19 protein-coding genes, 1 tRNA gene and 1 pseudogene are annotated in these 20,674 nt (G+C 71.9%); 10 read left to right on the top strand and 11 right to left on the bottom strand.

Features of this window, described 5'->3' with window-relative positions; translation table 11 throughout:
- The 3 genes from rsfS to GU5_RS0107455 all read left to right on the top strand — a co-directional run bounded on the left by rsfS (window position 1) and on the right by GU5_RS0107455 (window position 1,881).
- Window positions 1-417, top strand: a complete 417-nt coding sequence (rsfS, locus tag GU5_RS0107445; protein ID WP_010524954.1) for a ribosome silencing factor — start codon at window positions 1-3, stop codon at window positions 415-417.
- 142 nt (window positions 418-559) lie between these two features.
- A tRNA-Ala gene (locus GU5_RS0107450) sits at window positions 560-632 on the top strand.
- A 259-nt stretch (window positions 633-891) separates the two neighbouring features.
- The gene (locus tag GU5_RS0107455; RefSeq protein WP_010524955.1) at window positions 892-1,881 is read left to right on the top strand and encodes an aldo/keto reductase; all 990 of its coding nucleotides are present in this window, start codon (window positions 892-894) and stop codon (window positions 1,879-1,881) included.
- Between the two features lie 21 nt (window positions 1,882-1,902).
- On the opposite strand, the gene GU5_RS0107460 is transcribed toward GU5_RS0107455, so the two are convergent.
- The 4 genes from GU5_RS0107460 to GU5_RS0107475 all read right to left on the bottom strand — a co-directional run bounded on the left by GU5_RS0107460 (window position 1,903) and on the right by GU5_RS0107475 (window position 5,059).
- Window positions 1,903-3,417 (bottom strand): FGGY family carbohydrate kinase, encoded by a 1,515-nt coding sequence (locus GU5_RS0107460; protein ID WP_010524956.1) that lies wholly within the window; start codon window positions 3,415-3,417, stop codon window positions 1,903-1,905.
- 64 nt (window positions 3,418-3,481) lie between these two features.
- Window positions 3,482-3,739 (bottom strand): Rho termination factor N-terminal domain-containing protein, encoded by a 258-nt coding sequence (locus GU5_RS0107465; RefSeq protein WP_010524957.1) that lies wholly within the window; start codon window positions 3,737-3,739, stop codon window positions 3,482-3,484.
- Between the two features lie 2 nt (window positions 3,740-3,741).
- A complete protein-coding gene (locus tag GU5_RS0107470; RefSeq protein ID WP_010524958.1) occupies window positions 3,742-4,626 on the bottom strand; it encodes an SDR family oxidoreductase in 885 nt (294 codons plus the stop codon).
- A gap of 91 nt (window positions 4,627-4,717) precedes the next feature.
- Window positions 4,718-5,059 (bottom strand): DUF3054 domain-containing protein, encoded by a 342-nt coding sequence (locus tag GU5_RS0107475; RefSeq protein ID WP_010524959.1) that lies wholly within the window; start codon window positions 5,057-5,059, stop codon window positions 4,718-4,720.
- Between the two features lie 202 nt (window positions 5,060-5,261).
- Between GU5_RS0107475 and GU5_RS0107480 the strand changes: the two genes are divergently transcribed.
- Together GU5_RS0107480 and GU5_RS0107485 are read left to right on the top strand one after the other, a co-directional pair.
- Window positions 5,262-5,861 (top strand): transcriptional regulator, encoded by a 600-nt coding sequence (locus tag GU5_RS0107480; RefSeq protein ID WP_010524960.1) that lies wholly within the window; start codon window positions 5,262-5,264, stop codon window positions 5,859-5,861.
- Complete coding sequence (locus GU5_RS0107485) at window positions 5,858-6,418, top strand: hypothetical protein (RefSeq protein WP_010524961.1); 561 nt, start codon at window positions 5,858-5,860, stop codon at window positions 6,416-6,418. Before GU5_RS0107480 ends, GU5_RS0107485 begins: the two co-directional genes overlap by 4 nt.
- A gap of 851 nt (window positions 6,419-7,269) precedes the next feature.
- On the opposite strand, the gene GU5_RS0107490 is transcribed toward GU5_RS0107485, so the two are convergent.
- Window positions 7,270-8,184: an SDR family oxidoreductase gene (locus GU5_RS0107490; protein ID WP_010524962.1), complete on the bottom strand. Its 915-nt coding sequence runs from the start codon at window positions 8,182-8,184 to the stop codon at window positions 7,270-7,272.
- A 24-nt stretch (window positions 8,185-8,208) separates the two neighbouring features.
- Between GU5_RS0107490 and GU5_RS14605 the strand changes: the two genes are divergently transcribed.
- The 4 genes from GU5_RS14605 to GU5_RS0107510 all read left to right on the top strand — a co-directional run bounded on the left by GU5_RS14605 (window position 8,209) and on the right by GU5_RS0107510 (window position 11,412).
- The gene (locus GU5_RS14605) at window positions 8,209-9,141 is read left to right on the top strand and encodes a methyltransferase domain-containing protein (RefSeq protein WP_050806625.1); all 933 of its coding nucleotides are present in this window, start codon (window positions 8,209-8,211) and stop codon (window positions 9,139-9,141) included.
- Between the two features lie 96 nt (window positions 9,142-9,237).
- Window positions 9,238-9,723 carry an NfeD family protein gene (locus GU5_RS0107500; RefSeq protein ID WP_010524964.1) on the top strand — a complete coding sequence of 162 codons (486 nt, stop codon included), beginning with the start codon at window positions 9,238-9,240 and terminating at the stop codon, window positions 9,721-9,723.
- Window positions 9,724-9,744: 21 nt separating this feature from the next.
- Window positions 9,745-10,980, top strand: coding sequence for an SPFH domain-containing protein (locus GU5_RS14610; protein ID WP_237704692.1), 1,236 nt, complete (start codon window positions 9,745-9,747; stop codon window positions 10,978-10,980).
- A gap of 90 nt (window positions 10,981-11,070) precedes the next feature.
- Window positions 11,071-11,412, top strand: coding sequence for an RNA polymerase-binding protein RbpA (locus GU5_RS0107510; RefSeq protein ID WP_010524966.1), 342 nt, complete (start codon window positions 11,071-11,073; stop codon window positions 11,410-11,412).
- 183 nt (window positions 11,413-11,595) lie between these two features.
- Here GU5_RS0107510 and GU5_RS0107515 read toward each other — a convergent pair whose 3' ends face one another.
- The 4 genes from GU5_RS0107515 to GU5_RS0107530 form a co-directional block, all read right to left on the bottom strand.
- Window positions 11,596-12,339 (bottom strand): polyprenol monophosphomannose synthase, encoded by a 744-nt coding sequence (locus tag GU5_RS0107515; protein WP_010524967.1) that lies wholly within the window; start codon window positions 12,337-12,339, stop codon window positions 11,596-11,598.
- A gap of 186 nt (window positions 12,340-12,525) precedes the next feature.
- Window positions 12,526-13,806, bottom strand: coding sequence for a hypothetical protein (locus tag GU5_RS0107520; protein ID WP_010524968.1), 1,281 nt, complete (start codon window positions 13,804-13,806; stop codon window positions 12,526-12,528).
- 81 nt (window positions 13,807-13,887) lie between these two features.
- Window positions 13,888-16,860, bottom strand: a complete 2,973-nt coding sequence (locus tag GU5_RS0107525) for an RNA helicase (RefSeq protein ID WP_010524969.1) — start codon at window positions 16,858-16,860, stop codon at window positions 13,888-13,890.
- Between the two features lie 109 nt (window positions 16,861-16,969).
- Window positions 16,970-17,356 (bottom strand): iron chaperone, encoded by a 387-nt coding sequence (locus tag GU5_RS0107530; protein WP_010524970.1) that lies wholly within the window; start codon window positions 17,354-17,356, stop codon window positions 16,970-16,972.
- 264 nt (window positions 17,357-17,620) lie between these two features.
- Between GU5_RS0107530 and GU5_RS0107535 the strand changes: the two genes are divergently transcribed.
- Window positions 17,621-18,967, top strand: coding sequence for an MFS transporter (locus GU5_RS0107535; protein WP_010524971.1), 1,347 nt, complete (start codon window positions 17,621-17,623; stop codon window positions 18,965-18,967).
- 51 nt (window positions 18,968-19,018) lie between these two features.
- On the opposite strand, the gene GU5_RS0107540 is transcribed toward GU5_RS0107535, so the two are convergent.
- Together GU5_RS0107540 and GU5_RS17260 are read right to left on the bottom strand one after the other, a co-directional pair.
- Window positions 19,019-20,071 carry a LacI family DNA-binding transcriptional regulator gene (locus GU5_RS0107540; RefSeq protein ID WP_010524972.1) on the bottom strand — a complete coding sequence of 351 codons (1,053 nt, stop codon included), beginning with the start codon at window positions 20,069-20,071 and terminating at the stop codon, window positions 19,019-19,021.
- Window positions 20,072-20,084: 13 nt separating this feature from the next.
- Window positions 20,085-20,674: pseudogene (locus GU5_RS17260) on the bottom strand (hypothetical protein); the annotation flags it as partial.

Here is a 20,674-nt window from a genome sequence, read left to right on the forward strand (position 1 = left end):
GTGACTATCACCGACACCGTCCTCGCCGAACTGCGGACCGCCGCGGCGGCCGCCTCCGAGAAGCTGGCCACCGACATCGTCGGCCTCGACGTGGGGGAGAGGATCGGCATCACCGAGGCCTTCCTCGTCTGCTCGGCCCCCTCGGACCGCCAGATCGATGCGATCGTCGACGAGGTCGAGTTCCGCATCAAGACCGAGCACGGTTCGCAGCCGCTGCGCCGCGAGGGCCGCGAGAGCGGCACCTGGGTGCTGCTGGACTACGGACATATGGTCGTCCACGTCCAGCATGAGGAGGAGCGTGTGCTCTACGGGCTGGACCGCCTCTACGCCGACGTCGACCATGTCGATCTGGAACTGCCCGCCGCCTCGGCCCCCGAAGCCTCCCAGGAGCCGCCAGAGGGGTCCGCCGAGGCGTGAACTCCCGATGAACGCCCCATGGACTCCCCAGGTCAGCCCGCCGGGCGACTGTGGCAAGGGCCACAATCGCTCGATTTGCCTCGGCCTGGGGAGGTGGGTAGAGTAGAGTGCGTTGCCGCGGCGACAGAGCAAAAAAGAACACGGGGGTATGGCGCAGCTGGTAGCGCGTCTGCGTGGCACGCAGAAGGTCACGGGTTCGAGTCCCGTTACCTCCACCGGATGGGAAGGCCCGTCGAACCACATGGTTCGACGGGCCTTTTCGCGCGTTCGACGACGGGGCGTCGTCCAGGAGAGGCGGGTGACGGGCGGCACCATGTTTCACCGTCGGACAAAATGCGTCATGTGCGGCCCTCCGTCCGGGGGACGACTGTAGAGTGGTCGGAGCGAGAGGTCGGTCACACTCGGTCGACTCTCATCGACGCCATGAGGCCGACGCCGGGGAAGACCGGCGTCGGCCCGCATCGAGGAGGACACGTGGAGCAGCGCATTCTGGGACGGACCGGACGTGAGGTCTCGACCGTCGGAGTCGGCACCTGGCAGCTGGGCGGCGAATGGGGAGCCATCGACGACGCCTCGGCGATGGGTGTGCTCGACGCCGCGGCCGATTCCGGCGTCACCTTCATCGACACCGCCGACGTCTACGGCGACGGCCAGAGCGAGCGGCATGTGGGTCGCTGGCTGCGCGAGCACTCGGAGTGGGACGGCTTCGTGGCCACCAAGATGATCCGGCGCGCCGCCGAGCCCGACCTCGAGCACGCCACGCTGGAGAACTTCCGCGCCTGGACCGATCGGTCGCGGCGCAACCTCGGCGTCGACACGCTCGACCTGGTCCAGCTCCACTGCCCGACCAGCGACGTCGTCGAGTCCGACCGCGTCTACGACGACCTCGACACCCTCGTCGAAGAGGGCGCGATCTCCTCCTACGGCGTCAGCGTCGAGACCTGCGAGCAGGCCCTGGCCGCCATCCGCCGTCCGCATGTGGCCAGCGTGCAGATCATCCTCAACGCCTTCCGCCGCAAGCCGCTCGACGAGGTGCTGCCAGCCGCCCATGAGGCCGGCGTCGGCATCATCGCGCGCGTGCCGCTGGCCAGCGGGCTGCTCTCGGGTCGCTACACGAAGGAGACCACCTTCGCCGAGACCGACCACCGGACCTTCAACCGCGACGGCCAGGCCTTCGACGTGGGGGAGACCTTCTCCGGCGTGGAGTTCGCCATAGGCGTCGACGCCGCCGCCCGCTTCACCGAGCTGGCCCGCGACGCCGGCCTCGCGCCGACGACGGCGGCGCTGGCCTGGGTCATCCAGCAGCCCGGGGTCACCTCGGTGATCCCCGGGGCGCGGACCGCCGAGCAGGCTCGGTCGAACGCCGAGGCCGCCGCCGTCGGCGCGCTGCCGCAGAGCTTCCTCGACGGCGTCCGTGAGCTCTACGACGACGTGCTGCGCGAGCAGATCCACCCGCGGTGGTGAGCAGAGTGGGATGCGTGCCCCTCAGGTGCCGGCGAGCCGGCCGAACGTCGGGGCCAGCGTCGTGTGGAGCTCCCGGTGGATCTCGCGCAGCCGGGCATGCTCCGCGGCCAGCGACGAGGGCTCGACGACGCTGACCGCCGCGTCGTCATGCCCGGCCTCGGAGAAGTGCGGCGGCACCCGATGCCCGAGCCCGCCGCCGGCCGCTGCAGCCCGGGCGGCATGGCGGGCCGCGGCGTCGTCGGTCTCCGCGCGGTGCACCACGGTCCTGCCGGTCGCATCGGCCAGGAGCCGGCGCCAGACGCGGCTCTCCGCTCCGCCGCCGACCACCGGCAGCGTCTGCTGCTCCAGGCCGAGCTCCTCGATCCCCTGGGCCAGGGCATAGGCGACTCCGGTCAGCACGGCCAGGTGCAGGTCGATCGCCTCGGTCGCCTCGGTGACGCCGATGAACGTCCCGCGGGCTTCGGCGTTGCGCACCGGATACCGCTCCCCGCCGAGGCCCGGCAGGCAGAGCGGGCGTTCGGACAGTCGGTCGATCCGCTCCGCGGCACGCTCTTCGACGGCCGCGTGGTCGACCTCGTCCAGCAGATGGCGCCGGGACCACTCGGCGCTGCCGCCGGCCGACTGCACGGCGGCGATCCGCAGCAGGTGCTCGCGGCCCATCGCCAGCTGGTGGACCGCGGATCGGTCAGCGCCGTCGTCCGGCGGGCCCGGGGTCACCGCCGCGATCCAGCCGGAGGTTCCGAGCGAGGCGTAGGCTTCGCCCGGCACGGAGCCGACCAGCCCGTCGGTGGTGGCGGCGGCATCGCCGAGCCCCAGCACCACAGGCGTGCCGACCGGCAGTCCCAGCTCTGCGGCCTCGGCCGCCCGCACGCGGACGACCGGCCCCTCGGCGGCCGGCTCGTCGACCAGTCGCGGCAGGCGGGAGACGCCGATGCCGGCCTCGTCGGCCACTGGAGCCCACCAGTCGCGGGCCGCGAGGTCGAGCAGCCCGGTGGTCGACGCAGTGGTCAGGTCGCAGGCGCCCTCCGCGCCGAGACGCCGGGCGATGCAGCCGGCCGGCCCGAAGACCAGCCCGTCGGCCGCGGAGAGGTTCTCAGGCTCGTGATCGGCCAGCCAGCGCAGCGTCGCCGCCACGCTGGTGGCGTCCTGGCGACTGCCGGCACGCCGGTGCCAGGACGGCAGCCGGTCGAGAAGCCTGTGCTGCTGCGCCGCGGCGCGCTGGTCCGAGTACAGGATCGCCGGCCGCACCGGACGGATCCCGGAGAGCAGGACGAGATCCTGCATCTGTCCGGTGAGGCCGAGCGCGACGATGCGACGAGACAGTCCCGTCTCCGCCAGGGCACGGGTCAGCGCCTTCCACCAGTCCTCGGGATCCTGCTCATGCCGGACGGTGCCGTCGGCGTCTCGTCGTCGGTCAGTGGGATAGTCCGCCTGGGCGGCGGCGACGGTGCGGCCGTCGACGTCGACGAGGACCAGCTTCAGCGCCGAGGTGCCGAAGTCTGCTCCGGCGACCAGGGGCGAGGTCGTGGATTCCATCCCGGCCAGCTTAGCGGCGCGGACGGATGCGTCGCCGCAGGGCGCTGCGCCCTCGCCGCACGGCTCAGTGCTCCCGCAGCGCCGCGATCAGCTCATCCTTGGTCATCTGCGAATAGCCGGTGATGCCCAGCTCCTTCGCCCGGTCCTGCAGCTGGTCGACGGTGCGGTCCTCGTAGGCCGGTGCCTCGCCGCCGCGCTCACCGACCTCGCTGCGCGACTCGGCGGCCGCCGAGTTCGCGATCCGCGCGGCCTTCTCCTTCGACTCGCCCTCCTCGCGCAGACGTTCGTAGAGCTCCTCGTCCTTGATGCTGCGGTTCGGCATGGTCAGAACCCCTTTCCTCCGGTGACGGGCACGACGGCCCCGGACGTGTAGGACGCCTCGTCGCTGGCCAGGTACACGTAGGCGCCGGCCAGCTCGGCAGGCTGGCCGGGGCGGCCCAGCGGGGTGTCCCGGCCGAACTGCTCGACGGCCTCGTCCTCGAAGCCCGTCGCGGGGATCAGCGGTGTCCAGATCGGCCCCGGGGCCACGGCGTTGACCCGGATGCCCCGATCGCCCAGCTCGTCGGCCAGCGCTTCGGTGAAGGCGACCTGGGCCGCCTTGGTCATCGCATAGTCGAGCAGCGCGGGCTTCGGCTCGGCGGCCTGGATCGAGGTGGTGGTGATGATCGAGGACCCGGGGGAGAGGTGCGGCACCGCCTCGCGGGCGACCACGAGGTGCCCGACGAGATTGGTGTCGACCACGCGGCGGATCTCGTCGACCGAGAGCGTCTCGATGCCCTCGCGACGGCGCTGGTGGCCGGCGTTGAGGACGACGACGTCCAGCCCGCCCAATGCCTCGGCGGCCTCGGAGACCGCCTCGACGGCCTGCTGCTCGTCACGGATGTCGGCGAGGATCGGCGTGCATCGCCGTCCGGCCTCCTCGACCAGACGGACGGTCTCGGCGGCGTCCTCGTGCTCCTCGGAGAAGTGCACGATGGCGACGTCGGCGCCCTCCCGAGCGTAGGCCAGCGCGACGGCTCGGCCGATGCCGGAGTCGCCGCCGGTGATCAGCGCCCGCCGTCCGGCGAGCCGCTCATGCCCGGTCCAGCTCTGCTCGCCATGATCGGGCCGCGGGTCCATGGGACCGGTGAGCCCCGGCTGGGCGGCCTGCTGCTGGGCACCGACGCTCGTGGGGCGTCCGGTGCGCGGGTCATCGGGGGTCGTGGCCATCGAGCCTCCTGTCGGACGGTCCCGGTCTCCTGGTCCATGGACTGTCAGGGAGCCGCGTCCTGTCAAGGCCGCACGGTCCGGACGATGGAGGTCACCCGCGGGTGGCGGGGCGGAGCAGTCCGCTCAGCAGGCGGCGCCCGAGGAGCAGGACGGTGAGCACGACGGTGGTGACCATGATGAAGGAGGCCGGTGCGCCGCCCAGTCCCAGCAGCACGCGCAGCGCCATCCCGCCGGCGACCGTCGTGACGAGGACGAGCAGGCCGTCGGGCCAGAGCCGCGAGGGACGAGCCAGCGGCCAGAGTGTCGCGGAGACGATGATCAGCGCCAGGAGGAAGGGCGAGGCGGTGGTCAGCACGTCGAGCGCGGCCAGTCCGCTCTCGTGGGTGCGGTTTCCCGCGGCGGCGAAGATCAGCACCAGCACGACGTCGGCCACCAGGAGCAGCAGACGAGTCGAGACGGCAGATCGCCTCAGGGCACGGCGGGATGAGGGCGTCGTGGACGGGCGTGGTGCGCGGAGCTCGGGCATGTCGGTCAGGATAGAGTCGTCGACTGGATGCCGTCTCATCATGAGGGTGTATCGCCAGAAACAACCTTTCAAGGGTGTACTACCTGATACAACGTGTTACCGTTGTTACATGTACGTGCTGACCATGGACCAGAAAGGCTCCCGACGCGGGGGAGACCTCGTCGGCGAAGCGCTGCAGACATTCTCCGCCCTCGCCGGGGCCGGCGTGGCCCGCCCGTTCCAGCGCACCGCCGGCGACGAGATCCAGGCCGTGCTCACTGATGCCGCGTCCGTGGTGGAGGTGATGCTGCACGCAGCCCGGGACGGCCGCTGGAGCGCCGGCCTCGGCGTCGGGCCCGTCGAGCAGCCGATGCCGGAGGAGACGCGAGCCGGTCGGGGACCGGCCTTCGAGCATGCGCGCGATGCGGTGACACGCGCGAAGCGGGCGCCCGGCGGCGTCGCCTGCACGGCCGAGCACCCCGACGCCGAGCACGTCGAGGCAGTGCTGCAGCTGCTCGCCGAACTCGATCAGCGACGCACCGACTCCAGTCAGCAGGTCGGCGAGCTCATCGCCCAGGGGCGGACGCAGACCGAGGTCGCCGATCGACTCGGCATCAGCCAGCAGGCCGTCTCCCGCGCGCTGGATCGAGGCCTCTGGCACCAGACTCGGCGCGTCGTCGCCCTGGCCGTGCAGATGCTGGAGACGATGCATGAGGAGGTGACCGCATGATCGTCCTGACCTTGATGCTCACCGCGGCAGCGGCGGCGCCCGCGGCGCTCTCCATGCTGCCTCAGCATCGTCGGCCGCGCCTGCTGATCAAGAATCTCGCCGCCGTCGCCCAGCTGGTCCTCCTGGCCGCCGCTGCTCTCTGCGCGCTGGCCGCCGAGCAGACGGCGACATCGGTGGTCGGACTGGCACTCACCGTCCTCATCACGGCGGCGGCCGCCGCCGTGGGAGGCTCCGGAGTCTCGACGGCCGTGCTGGACAGTGCTGCGCGGGAGCACCGCGAAGACCCGGCGGAACAGGTGAGCGACCTTCCGCCCGACGATCGCCCCGTGCTCCGCGGGGGAGCGTGGATCGGAGTTCTGGAGCGGCTGGCCGCCGTCGTGACCCTGCTCGCCGCATGGCCCGAAGGGCTGGCCGTGGTGCTCGCGGTCAAGGGCTTGGCGCGCTACTCGGAGCTGCGGCGGCCGAACGGCGCGGCGGAGCGGTTCATCATCGGCACCTTCTGCTCCGTGCTCTGGGCTTCGGCCTGCGCCGGGATCGCGATGCTGGTGACGGCGTGAGCGGTGGGCGGCGAGGAGCGCGAGCCCCACATAAACCTGACATAACCCTTAGGCGAGTCCGCGAGCCGAGGGAGGAGGAACAGCTGCCCGCAGTGACCTCCCGCGTCGTGGCGGCGCGTGCGTGCTGACGTCACGAGCCGCTCTGGGGAGGCGGGACCCGTCGGTCAGCATCCCGCCGTCGTCGCATCGTTCACGAGGGAGGCGGCGCCGACTTCGCAGGGCGTCGAGAGCTGTTCGACGAGAGCCAGTCACCGAGGCGGCGACTCGCGAGTCGTTGAGCGTCCGTCCGGCCACGTGCCGACCAGCCTGACCCGAAGCCTGAAGGCCGGCGGCAGATGCCGTGTGCGCGACTGCGTGCCGCTGCAGGGGCGGCCGGACGAGAGCCGGCGCGGCATCGCACATCGATGATCCTCAGGGCCGCATCACGACCCATGGGGCAACAGCGTCGACCGACGATCATCGGGGGAGGAGGCGTCCAGAACCACAAGTTGACATAATGCAGATTATCGGACAATCACGAGGAGGCTCGGAAAGGGCCTGCGGCTCGTCGTCAGCCGGCCTCACCGCCGTGAGCACTCCTGCGTGGACAGCCGGCCCGACTGTGCTCTTCCAGGCCGCGACACCGCCGCGCCCCGGGTGCTTCAGCGCTGTCCGCCCCCTGGCGCCTCGTTCGGCCGGCACTGCGGTTGACTCGGGACGGTCTGGAGGGGCCGGCCGCGGCGACAGGGCGACGCATGCAGCCCTGCTGCACGTCGCCGCGGCACCATTCGCATCTGTGACCGCTCCCCGCCGAGCAGCATGTCGCGTCCGCCTCTGCGAGAACAGTTGACATAATCGTGGCCGTTGCGCCCTCAGCCGTTCCCGTGCCCGGCGGCGCGCAGGTGGTCCTCCAACCGATGCGTCCCGGTGCGTTCGCCCACGCCGTCGCCGGAGAAGCCGTCCAGGAAGAACTGGGCCAGATCGTGGACCCGAGCCGCCGGCCGCAGAAGCGGCAGCCCTGCGCGCAGCAGCCCGGTCGGCACATCCACGATGCGGGCCGGCAGATCGCACACGGCGAAGCACAGCTGCAGGATCTCACGCAGCGTGAAGACCTCCGGGCCGCCGACGTCCCAGGCGCGGTGCCGATGTCCGAGCTCATCCCGCACCGGATCCTCCGCGTCCGTCGAGGTGAGCTGATCGACCAGGAAATCCGCGAGATCCTGTCCATGGATCGGATTCAGTCGCACCGACCCGTCTCCGATGCTGAGCGCGACTCCGCGACGGGCCATCGCCAGGAGCTCCTCCATATCCGAGAAGTACCCGCTGGGGTTCACCACTGCCGACGGCACGGGACTGCGCCGCAGCGCGGCCACGAAGGCACGCTTGGCCCGCACCAGCTGCGAGTGACTGCGCTCGGCGTGCATCACATGCACGTAGCCGAACTGCCTCGCCGACGACCGCTCGGCCTCGGCCAGCAGTGCCAGGTTCGCCGCGAAGTCCACATCCCAGGGGTCGGCCTTCTGCCTGGTCACGCCCAGAGCGGAGAGCACCGTCTCCCCGGGCCGCACGAGCCCGTCGAGTGGTCCGGCGACGATGTCGCATTCGACCCATTCGTCGACCAGCCCCTCCAGCGCCGGCGCGCCATGGGCCCCCGGGCCGCCGGCGCGGCCGACGTCGCGGACCACAGCACGCACCCGGAATCCCCGTCGATGCAGAGTCCTGACCAGGTGCCGCCCCAGATAGCCGCTCGCGCCCGCCACCAGCACGTCGTCTCGAGGGTCCGCCATGGCGTCAGACTATAGGCTGGCTCCATGACTGGGGAGATCTCCGAGGCCGCGGGCGCGGATCCATGGCCGGTGCGCTGCCCGCACTGCGGGCGCGCCCTGCGCGTCGACCGTCGCCCGCCCGACCAGCACGTCGGAAACGACGCCGGGCAGCACGCCGGGCAGCACGCCGGCCGGCCGACGACGATCCGCGCGCTCTCCTGCGACGGCGGCCACCGGTTCGACGCCGCGCGCCAGGGATACGTCAATCTGCTGGTCGGCCGCGGCAGCTCCGCCACGCCCGACGACACGGCGATGATCATGGCTCGTGAACGAGTCCAGGACGCCGGGATCCTGCGCAGCGTCACCGAGGCTCTGACGGCGATCGCCGCCCGGACGACGGCGCCGCGCCAGGTGCTCGACTGCGGCGCCGGCACCGGTCATCATCTCCATGCCCTGCTCGAGGCGCTGCCGGCGGCGTCCGGGATCGCCCTCGACCTGTCCCCCGCGGGACTCAAGCGTGCCGCCAAGCACCCGCGGACGCTCGCGCTGGCCTGGGACCTCTGGCGCCCTCTGCCGGTGGCCGACGCATCGATCGACCTGCTCGTCGACGTCTTCGCACCCCGCAGTCCCGCCGAGTACGCCCGCGTGCTCTCCCCCGGCGGGCGCGCGGTCGTCGTCACGCCGCGCCCCGGCCACCTGCATGAGCTCGCCGCCCATGGACTGCTCGGCATGCGCGAGGGCAAGCATCGTGAGCTGCTCGCGCGGATGGGCGAGGCGCTGGGCGATCCCGAGGAGCATCGCCGTATCGGCGAGACGATCGACCTCGACGCCGAGCAGGCGGCGGATCTGATCATGATGGGCCCTGCGGGTCATCACCGTCATCGGGATCAGGTCCTGCACGATGTGGGCCGCGAAGGCACCCGGAGGGCGACTGTCGACGTCGATGTCACCACCTGGCGACGTCATGCTGGTGACTGATTCTGTCATCTGGGGCACAATGGGAAGTCACAGCACGTCTGGCCGGACGGCCGATGGCCCGTCCGGCGACTCCGACACGGACGACGAGGGGGCATCGTGATCGAGTGGTTCTCCGAGAACCTCTGGGCCGCCTGGATCGGGCTGACCCTGGTGCTGCTGGTGCTCGAGCTGATGATGCTCGATCTGCTCTTCCTGATGCTCGCCGCCGGATCGGCCTCGGCGACGACGGTCGCGCTGGCCGGCGGCCCCGGCTGGCTGCAGGTGGTCGTCGGCTCGGCCACCGCGCTGCTGATGCTCGGTGCGGTCCGCCCGGTGGCCCTGCGGCATCTGCGCCGCACGCCGGAGCACCAGCTGACCAACGTGGACCGGATGGCGGGCATGGAGGCCCACCCGCTTGAGACCGTCACCGAGCACGACGGGCTGGCCGAGGTCGACGGCGACACCTGGACCGCACGCACTGTGGCCGGCGCGACGATCGAACCGGGCATGGCCGCCGTCGTCGACTCCGTCGACGGAGCGACGGTCTATCTGCGTCCGGCGGCGAGCATCGACTGGCACGACCCCGATGAGAGAGAGGCCTGAGAAGCCATGGATGTCGCACTGATGATCATTCTGGTCGTCCTGGTGGTGCTGGTGGTGGTGATCCTGTCCAAGAGCGTCAAGATCGTCCCCCAGGCCCGGGCCGGCATCGTCGAGCGCCTGGGCAAGTTCCAGCGGGCCCAGACCCCGGGCCTGACTCTGCTGGTGCCGTTCATCGACCGGATGCTGCCGCTGCTGGACATGCGCGAGCAGGTCGTCTCGTTCCCGCCGCAGCCGGTGATCACCGAGGACAACCTGGTGGTCTCCATCGACACGGTCGTCTACTTCCAGATCACCGATCCGAAGGCCGCCAGCTACGAGATCCAGAACTACATCGTCGCCGTCGAGCAGCTGACCACCACCACGCTGCGCAACGTGGTCGGCGGCATGCACCTGGAGGCGACGCTGACCTCGCGCGACCGGATCAACGCCCAGCTGCGCGGCGAGCTGGACAAGGTCACCGGACGCTGGGGCATCCGCGTCGCCCGCGTGGAGCTGAAGGCGATCGAGCCGCCGCACAGCATCCAGGAGTCCATGGAGAAGCAGATGCGCGCCGAGCGCGACCGGCGCGCCGCGATCCTCACCGCCGAGGGCACCAAGCAGTCGGCCATCCTCACCGCCGAGGGCGAACGGCAGTCGGCCATCCTCGCCGCCGAGGGTGAGGCGCAGGCGCGCATCCTGGGGGCCAATGCTGAGGCCCAGGCGATCGAGACGGTCTTCCAGGCCGTCCACGACTCGGAGCCGAGCCCGGAGCTGCTCTCCTACCAGTACCTGCAGACGCTGCCGGACCTGGCCAAGGGCGATTCGAACACCATGTGGGTCATCCCCGGCGAGTTCGGCGAGGCGCTGAAGACCTTCTCCCGCGGATTCAGCGACGACGGCGGCTCGGGCGACGCCGGATCCGCCGAGGAGCGCGACGCCGAGCGCGCCGCCCGCGCCGAGCGGATGCGCGCCCGCCGCGCGCAGAAGGAGGCTGATCGGGCCGCCGGCCGGGCCGGCCCTCCCGGCATCTCCGAGGCGATCTCCGACCTCGCCGATTCGGCGCGCTCCACCTCGGTCACCGACGACGACCCGCACTACCAGAGCGCCGAATCGCTGGAGGACGAGGCCAGGCGGGCCGAGACCAGCAATGCGCAGACCTCCGCCCCGGGCGTCGGAGCGACTGATCCCGCCGAGGATCCGCAGGAGCCGAGCGCCGGCGACGCGGCCGAGGGTCCTGATGCGGAGGCGGATCGGGAGGACTCCGCGGGCCCGGCATGAGACCATGGACGGCCGGATCGGAATAACCGACCCCGTGCCGATGTTGAGTCCACTTGAGAGAGTCTGTCCCACCACTGGAGGAGAACGCCGATGAGCGATCGCAGTCTGCGCGGAATGCGCCTGGGTGCGCAGTCCATGGAGACCGAGCAGGGCGTGGAGCCGGCCCCGCGGCAGGAGGTGCAGTACGTCTGCGAGGACGGCGAGAAGATCTCCGTCACGTTCGCCGCCGAGGCCGAGGTGCCCCCGACCTGGACGTCGCCGACCGGCAAGGAGGGCGTCCTCGTCGACGGCTCCAAGCCGGACGACACGCCGGACAAGCCGGTCCGCACCCACTGGGACATGCTCCTGGAGCGCCGGTCCACCGAGGAGCTCGAGGACATCCTCACCGAACGGCTGAAGAAGCTGCGGGAGCGCCGCGGCGAGACCGTCTGAGCCTCGGCCTCCTCTCCCCCGTCGCCGGAAGGTCGTCGAGGGGCGGCCGGCGTCGGGGACGTGCGCCTGGATACCAGAGGGCCCGCCGCGGAGGATGCTCCGCGGCGGGCCCTCTGCTGTCCGGGGCCGTCCGATTCGATCCGGAACCGGCTCTGCCGGCTCTGACGAACGGCCCCTCGACGATCAGCGGCCGAACGCGCGGCCCAGCCTGCGTCCCAGCGTCTCCGCCCGGGCGGTCAGCCCCCAGCGGGTGACGTTGAGCATCGCCTCGACCACGATGTCGCCGCTCATCTTCGATGCCCCGAGAGTGCGCTCGACGAAGGTGATCGGCACCTCCACGATGGTCCGGCCCTGACGGGCCAGCCGGAAGGTCATGTCGACCTGGAATCCGTAGCCCACCGACTCGACGTCGTCGAAGTCGACGCTCTCCAGCGCCTCCCGGCGGAAGACTCGGTAACCGGCGGTGATGTCGCGCACCGGCAGTCCGAGCAGCGTCCTCGAATACAGGCTTCCCGCACGGGAGATCAGCTTCCGATGCAGCGGCCAGTTCACCACGCCCCCGCCGTCGACCCAGCGCGACCCGATCACCAGATCCGCCCGGTCGAGGGCGGCGAGCAGGTCGGGCAGCTGCTCGGGCTGGTGCGACCCGTCGGCGTCGAGCTCGATGAGCGCATCGTAGCCGCGCTCCAGCCCCCAGCGGAACCCGGCGATATAGGCGCCGCCGAGTCCGTTCTTCGCCGTGCGGTGCAGCACGTGGATCCGGGAGTCCTTCGCCGCCAGCTCGTCGGCGTAGTCGCCGGTGCCGTCCGGGCTGTTGTCGTCGACGACGAGCACGTCGGTCTCCGGCACGGCGGCCTGCAGGCGATCCAGCGTGATGGGCAGCGCCTCGATCTCGTCATAGGTCGGGATGATCGTCAGGATCTTCACGAGCAGCTCTGCGCCCCTTCTTCGCTCCGGCGTCCAGGTCTTCGGCCGTCTGGGCGGCCGGCCCGGGCCGGCCTCGCGGCCCGGTGCACGGCAAGTCTATGGCCGCCGATGATCATGCGTCCGGCACCGCGCCGGGCATGACGATCGGAGACGGTGCGCGCGCCGCGGCGCGACGGCCACCGCGTGTCAGAGCTGCGCGCGGTGCAGCTCCTGTCCGTCGACGACGAGCGCGACGAGCCCCGGCAGCGTGACGCCGTCGAGGTAGGGCAGCAGCGGAGTGCGTGCCCGCACATCGGTGCTCCAGGCCGCAGTCCGCGCATCGGGGGTCTGCACCGCCAGCGAATCGACCTGCCAGATCGCGTAGGTCGCCGCCGATCCGGGGTTGAGCTGACCTCCTCCGCCGGGACCGGCCTGGCCCTGCTCGCCAGCCAGCGACCGGAATGCTCCGCGGGACTGGGCATTGAACCCCGCCCGGACGGAGACGCCGGCCTCGGGGTGATGCACATGGGCGGAGATGAGGGACCAGGGGTTCTCCCCCTCGGCCGGCACGGCGCTGATCGGCACTCCGGTGCTCAACGCCGGGGCCAGATGGCCGGGCCCGCGGAGGACCACGTGGGCGGCGGTGTCCAGCACACGGCGCCAGAGCTCGGGCGCGGAGGTGTCGAAGCCCAGCAGCAGCAGAGGGCGATCGGGGCGCGGCGAGGCGCGCAGCTCGCGCAGCCTGCTCCGCAGGCCCTCGAGCCGCTCGACGACGACCGAGGCGGAGGACGTCGAGGCCCCTTCGGGCAGAGTGAGCACCGGCTGACGTCCGGCCTGCACGATCGCCGCGACGGCCTCGGTCAGCGCCGCATCGGCCTCAGCCATGTCCGCGGACCCGCCATCGGGCCACAGTCCGGTGAGCTCGACGCCGACGGGACGACCGGCGATCCGGTCGACGTCGTCCAGCGCGACCTGCAGCAGGGACTCCAGCGCCGCGGCCGTCTCGGTCGCCGTCTCGGGTCCGGCGTCCACGGCGACCAGCGGGTGCACGTCCAGCGGGTGCGCGGCCGCGGCCGTGAGCACCGGCTCGAGACGCGCGCGCAGACGCCTCGCATCGGCGAGTTCCTCGGGCCCGACGGCCAGACTCAGCCGCAGCGTGCCCGCTCCCTGGGCGGCCTGCGCGGAGAGCACCGTGCTGGTGGCTGCGGCGACATCATCGACGTCGGCGAGCTCGGTCAGCGGGCGGCGGGCCCAGCCGACGAAGGCCGGGGCCGCCAGCGCACGGTCGAGCTCCTCGACGACGTGCTGCTCGCCGCGCAGATGCTCGGCGGTCTCGTCCGATCCGACCCAGGCGACCAGCCCGTCCTCGACGATCATCGCCTCGGCGTAGGGCTCGGTGGTCGAGTGGACGGTGCCGTCGCGCAGCAGCCGCGGGGCTGCCGAGGCCACAGGCGAGGCGTCGAGGGCGGAGTCAGGGGTGTCAGGCACGGAGGATCATTCTCTCTGAGGGTCGGACGGGATGACGGGCAAGCCTGGTCGAGGCAGTGAGGACGGCGACGATCGGCGAGGTCATTCGCCGGCCGGGGCGTCCTCCTCGGTCAACGTCGTGCCGGGGGCGGCCGATTCCGTCGGTTCGGCGATCCCCGGCACGGTGCTGACGGCGGAATAGGCCACCACTCCCCGACCGATCAGCTCGACGGCCTCCTGGCATCGCGCGGCCAGCTTCGCGGCAGTGTGCGGCGCTCGCCCCAGCTGGTCGAGCACGTCGATGGACTGCTTGGCCCAGCGCACGAAGTCACCGGCGGCCAGCGGCGAATCCATCAGCGCCTCGCGCAGGCTGCGCCCGCTCGCCCAGGCGTGCATCGGCGGGGCCAGTCCCATCTCCGGAGCCGGCGTCGGGTCGACATGGTGCTGCTTCTCCAGCGCCTCCAGGTCGGCATGGACGTCGACGGCGGCGCGGACGGCCTCGCCCAGGCGCACAGTGGGCATCATGGGCATCGCGCCCTCATCGTCGCGCTTGGCCTGATAGATCAGCACTGTGGAGAAGGCGGCGAGCTCGGCGGCGTCGAGCCCGCGGAGGACGCCCCGATGCTGCAGCAGCTCGGTGAACAGGTCACGCTCTCCGTAGATCCGACGCAGCCGCTGGCCTCGCTCGGTGACCGTCAGCTCCGCGCGGTCCCAACGACGCTGACCATCAGAGCCGTCGGCCGCCTCCTCCAGCGGGCCGCCGTGCTCCGGGTCGACCAGCTGCAGGTGGCCCAGGTCGGAGAGCACCCCGCAGATCCGGTCGAAGGTCTTCGCCAGCGACCCGGTGCGCCGCTCGATCTTCTGCCGCAGCTGGTCGGTCTCGCGGCGCAGCGTCCACCAACGCTCGGCCCACCGGGCATGATCTTCCCGATCCGAGCATCCATGACAGGGGTGACGACGCATCTGTGCCTGAAGGTCGGAGATCTCCTCCTCGTCGGGCTGGTCGGCGAAGCCGAAGCCGGGCGCCGGCGCGTCGTCCCGGGGAGGCGTGCGGTCCTGCAGAGCCGCCCGCATCGAGGAAGCCAGGTCACGACGCACCTTGGGAACTTTCACCTGAGGCTTGCGCGGCAGCCGGATGCTGGAGAGCACCTCCGGCGGCTGGGGGAAGTCCTCGACATGCACCTTGCGCAGCTGACCGCGTTCGGTGATCACCCCGGGGCGCGGGTCGTGCTCCGGCGCGCTGTGCACCACCAGACAGGTCCCCAGGCCGCGCCGCCCCTCGACCTCGATGACGTCGCCGGGGCGCAGCCCCGCGAGCACACGCGTCAGCTCGCGCCGCCGCTGCCGGTTGCGGGCCTTCGCCTGCCCCTTCTCCAGCTCGGAGATGCGTCGGCGCAGCTGGGCGTATTCGGCGAAGTCGCCCAGGTGGCACTGCATCGCCTCGTGGTACCCCTGCAGCGAGGACTCCCGCTGGGAGACGTCGCGGGCCAGACCGACCACCGAGCGATCGGCCTGGAACTGCGCGAAGGAGGACTCCAGGATGGTCCGCGCCCGCTCCCGGCCGAACTGGGCGGTGAGGTTGACCGCCATGTTGTAGCTGGGTCGGAAGCTGGAGTTCAGCGGATAGGTGCGCTTCGAGGCCAGACCGCCCACTTGGCGCGGATCCATGCCCGGCTGGTGGACGACCACCGCGTGGCCTTCCACGTCGATGCCGCGCCGCCCGGCGCGGCCGGTGAGCTGGGTGAACTCCCCGGGCGTGATGTCGACGTGCTGCTCGCCGTTGAACTTGTCCAGCTTCTCCAGCACCACGGTGCGCGCCGGCATGTTGATGCCCAGCGCCAGCGTCTCGGTGGCGAAGACGACCTTGAGCAGGCCCTCGGCGAAGAGGTCCTCGACCAGCTCCTTGAACGGCGGCAGCATGCCGGCGTGATGGGCGGCGACGCCGTGGACCAGCGCCTCGCGGAAACTGTCGAAGCCCAGCACCGCCAGATCCTCGGCGGGCAGCTCCCAGCCCATGCGCTCCACGCGTGAGGTGATCTCCTCGGCCTCGGCCGGCGTGGTCAGCCGGATGCCGCCGGTCAGGCACTGTTCGACGGCGGCCTCGCAGCCGGCGCGGGAGAAGATGAAGGTGATGCACGGCAGCAGTCCGTCGCGGTCCAGCGCCCGGATCAGCCGCGGCCGGTTCAGCCGGCTCCCGCCGACCGGTGAGCCGGAGACCCCCGAGACGGAGCCTCCGGCGCCGCGCGGACGGCTCCCCGCACCGCGGCCTCGACCCCCCTTGCCGCCCTTGGCGTGCGGCCCGCCGCGACGGGAGGCCGGAGACTGCTGCTGGTGGGCCAGCCGCTGCAGGTCAGGATTCACCAGGGCGGCGGAGACGGCGTCGTCCTCGTCGCCGTCGGTGACGAAGAGATCATGGATCTGGCCGTCGACGTACATGTGCTGCCACAGCGGCACGGGACGATGCTCGGAGACGACGACGGCGGTCTCGCCGCGGACGGTGTCCAGCCAGGCGCCGAACTCCTCGGCGTTGGAGACCGTGGCGGAGAGGGCGACCACCTGCACGCTCTCGGGCAGGTGGATGATGACCTCCTCCCAGACGGCGCCGCGGAAGCGGTCGGCGAGGTAGTGCACCTCGTCCATCACCACGTAGCCCAGATCACGCAGCGGCTCGGCGTCGGTGTAGAGCATGTTCCGCAGGACCTCGGTGGTCATCACCACGATCTGCGCGTCGGCGTTCACCGAGGTGTCGCCGGTCAGCAGTCCGACCCGCTCGGGGCCGTGCTGCTCGGCGAGCTCCTGATACTTCTGGTTCGACAGCGCCTTGATCGGCGTGGTGTAGAAGGTCTTCGTCCCGCGGGCCAGCCCCAGGTGCACGGCGAACTCGCCGACGACGGTCTTGCCCGCGCCGGTGGGAGCGGCCACCAGCACCGCCTCGCCGTCCTCGAGGTGCCGGCAGGCCTCGGCCTGGAACTCGTCGAGGTCGAAGCCCTGCTCCGCCCGGAAGGCCCCGAGCTCGGTCTTCGCCTCGGCCGCTCGACGTCGGAACTGGGCGTATCGCTCGGCCGGTGAACTCATGCCCCCAGCCTATGGCATCGCCGCGGGCGCAGCCTCGAGACCACGGGCGCGCCGAGACCCGCACCGCGACCGGCGCCGACGCATGCTGCCGGGCGCGGCCGCGGCGTCGTCACATCCAGCTGATGCCGTGATCCTCGTGCTCCTGGATCCGGTGCTCGATCATCCGGCGGAGGAAGGCCTCGGGCAGCTCGTGCTCGTAGATCAGCTGCACCGACCCCTTGCCGGTGCGGTAGCCGGCCAGCTCCACGTGGAAGTGCTCGCGCGTCGTCGGGGTGAAGACGATGTTCGCGTGGCGGGCATGTCCGCTGAACATGAAGAGGATCACCCCGCACTCATGGACGTAGGCCGGCTGATTCCATTTCATGGTCTCCTCGGCATCCGGGGCGGACTCGCGACAGATCCGGCGCAGCTCGGCCAGCCGCTGCGCGGCCAGCCCGTCGAATCCTGCCAGGTACTCGTCGACTGTGCTCGGCTTCTCGCTGGTCTGCACTGCCATGATCGCCTCCCCGGTGTCTGCTGCCGTCTCGGCACGCCCCGGGCGTCACCCGGGCTCGCCCTCCGGACCGCCCGGAGAGCCGGTGCTTCGAGGGTAGATCGCCCCGATCGGTGCCGACCAGACCCGGCGACCCCGCAGGGCTCTCCCGACGCTCCCCCGTCCTCCCCTCGTCCCCCGGGGATGACTCCGTGGCTCGGGTGGGAATGGGCGCTCATTCCCACCCGAGCCACGGAGTCATCACGGCCGTCGGAGTAGGCTCGGGGCGTGTCCGATCGATCCTCCTCCGATTCCCGCGCCCCGGTCGAAGCCGCCGGCGAGACGCCGGGCCGGCCGAGGCCGCGGCATCCGCTCGCCGATCCGCACATCCTGGTCGGCGCGCTGCTGCCGGCGCTGCTGTTCAGCCTCGGAGTGGGCGCGATGCTGCCGGTCATCGCCTCCTTCGCCGTCGAGCGCGGCGCCTCGCTGGCGACGGCCGGCGCGATCGCAGCGATGCTTCCGGTCGGCCAGATCCTGGCCGACATGCCCGCCGGCTCGCTGACCGCCCGGATCGGCGATCGCCGCGCGATGCTGCTGGCCGGCCTGCTCGGAGCGCTCGGGTTCCTCGGTGCGGCTCTCTCCCCCGGCCCGCTGCCGCTGGCCGCCGCCGTGCTGCTCGTCGGCGGGGCCAACGCCGTCTTCCACCTGGCCCGGCATGCGCATCTGACCGCCGTCACCCCGCCGCAGCACCGGGCCCGGGTGCTCTCCACGCTGGGCGGGATGAACCGCATCGGACAGTTCCTCGGCCCGTTCCTGGGGGCGGCGGTGCTGTTGGTCGGCGAGCTGCCGCTGGTCTTCGTCGTCGCCGCCGTCACCGCCCTGGCGGCCTCCGCGACAGTGGCGATGACCCGGGAGGATCCGCGGACCGTCGACGACGACGGCGCGGCCGGCGTCGGTGCCGCACAGTCCGGACGGGCCGGACGGGCCCAGTCGGCGGAGGCCTCCCGGGCTCCGCGGATGCTCGAGGTGCTGCGCGACCATCGCCGGCTGCTGATGACGCTGGGGGTTCCGGTGCTGCTGGTGGGATCCGTCCGCGGGGCGCGCCAGCAGGTGCTGCCGCTGTGGGGCGAGCACCTCGGGCTGGATCCGGCGACGATCTCGCTGCTCTTCGGCCTGGCCGCCGGCGTCGACATGCTGCTCTTCTATCCGGCGGGCAAGATCATGGACCGGATGGGGCGACTGTGGATCGGCGTGCCCTCGATGACGCTGCTGGGCCTCGCGATGGCGCTGGTGCCGCTGACCTCCGGCGAGAGCCAGCTCGCCGCCGCGGCGGTGCTGATGGGGCTGGGCAACGGCCTCGGCTCGGGGATCATGATGACCATCGCCTCCGACGTCGCCCCGGAGCGCGGGCGTCCGCAGTTCCTGGGCGCCTGGCGCCTGCTGCAGGACGTCGGCGTCGCCTCCGGGCCGCTGATCGTCTCGGCCGGTGCGGCCCTGGGCTCGCTGGCGGCCGGCATCTGGACCGCCGCGGCCATGGGACCGGCGGGCGCGGCCGCCCTGCGCCGCTGGCTGCCGCGCTGGTCGATCCACGCCACCCGGGCCACGCGTCGTCGGGTGGAGCAGTCGGCCCCATAGCCGGCCCCAGGGCCGGCATCGGAATCGGCGCCCGGGACGGCGCCGGACTGATCAGACGGGCCGAGGCGCGGCGGTGCTGCTGCGCACCACCAGCTCGTACGGAAGCTCGTCGGCGCTCTCCGCCGCCTCCGAAGCGCCCCTGGCGGCGTCCGTCCCCGCGTCGCCGCCGGGCTCTTCGCACATCGCCAGGATCCGCTGCGCCGCCAGCGTGCCCTGGTCGAGCGGATGCTGGTCCACTGTCGTCAGGCCGATGAGTTCGCCGAGGTCATGGCCGTCGATGCCGATCACCGAGACGTCCTCGGGCACTCTCAGACCCAGTTCCCGCGCTGCCAGCGTGGCCCCGACGGCCATCTCGTCGGAGAAGGCCAGCAGCGCGGTCGGCGCCGCCGCCGACCGGCCCAGGATGCGTTTGGCCGCCTGGTGGCCGCCCTCGATGGTGAAGTCTCCGGGGACGCAGAGCGTCGGGTCGACCGCCGCCTGGGCCATGTCCATCGCCTCGCGGAAACCCGCCTCGCGCCGGGCGGGGATGTGGAAGTCCCGGTCGAAGGACTCGAGAGCCCCGATCCGCCCGATGCGCTCGTGGCCCAGACGCAGCAGATGCTCGGTCGCCAGTCGGGCGACGGCGTGGTCGTCGATCGCCAGCCCCGGCAGCTGGTCGTTGGCACCGCCCAGCGTGATCACCGGAACGTCCAGCTGCTGCAGCTGGGAGATCTCTGCGCCGCTGAGCTCCATCGCGACCACGATCAGCCCGTCGACGCGGCGGCGTCGCAGATAGGATCCGAAGATCTCGGCCCGCACGGAGTCGTCGTCGGTGACGTTGTAGAGCATCAGGTCGAAGCCCCGCCGGCTGAGCTCCTCGGAGATCCCGGTGAGCACAGTGGAGAAGAACCAGCGGTGCAGGTCCGGAACCATGACTCCGATGCTGCGCATGCGCCCCGAGGCCAGGCTGGAGGCCGCCGAGGAGACCACATAGCCCATCCGGGCGGCGGCCTCCTCGACGCGGGTGCGGGTGGCGGCCGAGACATGGCCGCGGCCGCTCAGCGCACGGGAGACCGTGGCGGAGGATACCCCGGCCGCGCGGGCGACCTCGTCGATGCTGACCACGGGTGCTCGTCCTTCAGCGGGTCTCGGGGACGTCGGGCGAGTCCAACCATACAACGGCGTCGCCGCCCAGCATCCGCCCGGGCGTCGGCGCGCTGGCGACCAAGATCTCCCCCGCCGCGCGGATCGGCCGCGGTGCGGCGCCCAGGTTGGCCAGCACCACCACGTCGCCGACCTGCAGCGCCAGCGCGTCCCGAGCCGCCGCGGCGTCTCCCGCCTCGCCGCCCTCTCCGGCGTCCGCTCGCTCCGGCTCCTGCCGCGGGCCGAGCAGCCCGGCGGGGTCGAGCCAGCGCAGCCGCCCGGTGCCGAGCCCGTGCTCGCGCCGCAGGCTCAGCAACCGGCGGTAGAGGGAGAGGGTCGAGTCCGGGTCGTGCTGCTGCCGGTCGCGGGCATGCCGTCCCCAGTCGTCGGGCAGCGGCAGCCAGCTGCGCCCCGACGGGCTGAAACCGGCCGCCGGAGCCCCGGCCTCCCAGGGCAGCGGCACGCGGCAGCCGTCCCTTCCGTAGCGCGCGCCGCCGGTGCGGAACCACGTCGGGTCCCGCCGGGCGTCGTTCGGGATGTCCAGCACTTCGGGCAGCCCCAGCTCCTCCCCTTGGTAGAGATAGG

Origin of the sequence: Nesterenkonia sp. F, from assembly GCF_000220985.1 — a bacterium.
GTDB lineage: Bacteria > Actinomycetota > Actinomycetes > Actinomycetales > Micrococcaceae > Nesterenkonia.

Coding starts and splice junctions, on each gene's coding strand:
- GU5_RS0107480 (WP_010524960.1), top strand. CDS start 5,262: ATGTACGTGCTGACCATGGACCAGAAAGGCTCCCGACGCGGGGGAGAC.
- GU5_RS14605 (WP_050806625.1), top strand. CDS start 8,209: ATGACTGGGGAGATCTCCGAGGCCGCGGGCGCGGATCCATGGCCGGTG.
- GU5_RS0107470 (WP_010524958.1), bottom strand. CDS start 4,626: ATGGCCACGACCCCCGATGACCCGCGCACCGGACGCCCCACGAGCGTC.
- GU5_RS0107465 (WP_010524957.1), bottom strand. CDS start 3,739: ATGCCGAACCGCAGCATCAAGGACGAGGAGCTCTACGAACGTCTGCGC.
- GU5_RS0107525 (WP_010524969.1), bottom strand. CDS start 16,860: ATGAGTTCACCGGCCGAGCGATACGCCCAGTTCCGACGTCGAGCGGCC.
- GU5_RS0107460 (WP_010524956.1), bottom strand. CDS start 3,417: ATGGAATCCACGACCTCGCCCCTGGTCGCCGGAGCAGACTTCGGCACC.
- GU5_RS0107530 (WP_010524970.1), bottom strand. CDS start 17,356: ATGGCAGTGCAGACCAGCGAGAAGCCGAGCACAGTCGACGAGTACCTG.
- GU5_RS0107485 (WP_010524961.1), top strand. CDS start 5,858: ATGATCGTCCTGACCTTGATGCTCACCGCGGCAGCGGCGGCGCCCGCG.
- GU5_RS14610 (WP_237704692.1), top strand. CDS start 9,745: ATGATCATTCTGGTCGTCCTGGTGGTGCTGGTGGTGGTGATCCTGTCC.
- GU5_RS0107510 (WP_010524966.1), top strand. CDS start 11,071: ATGAGCGATCGCAGTCTGCGCGGAATGCGCCTGGGTGCGCAGTCCATG.
- GU5_RS0107490 (WP_010524962.1), bottom strand. CDS start 8,184: ATGGCGGACCCTCGAGACGACGTGCTGGTGGCGGGCGCGAGCGGCTAT.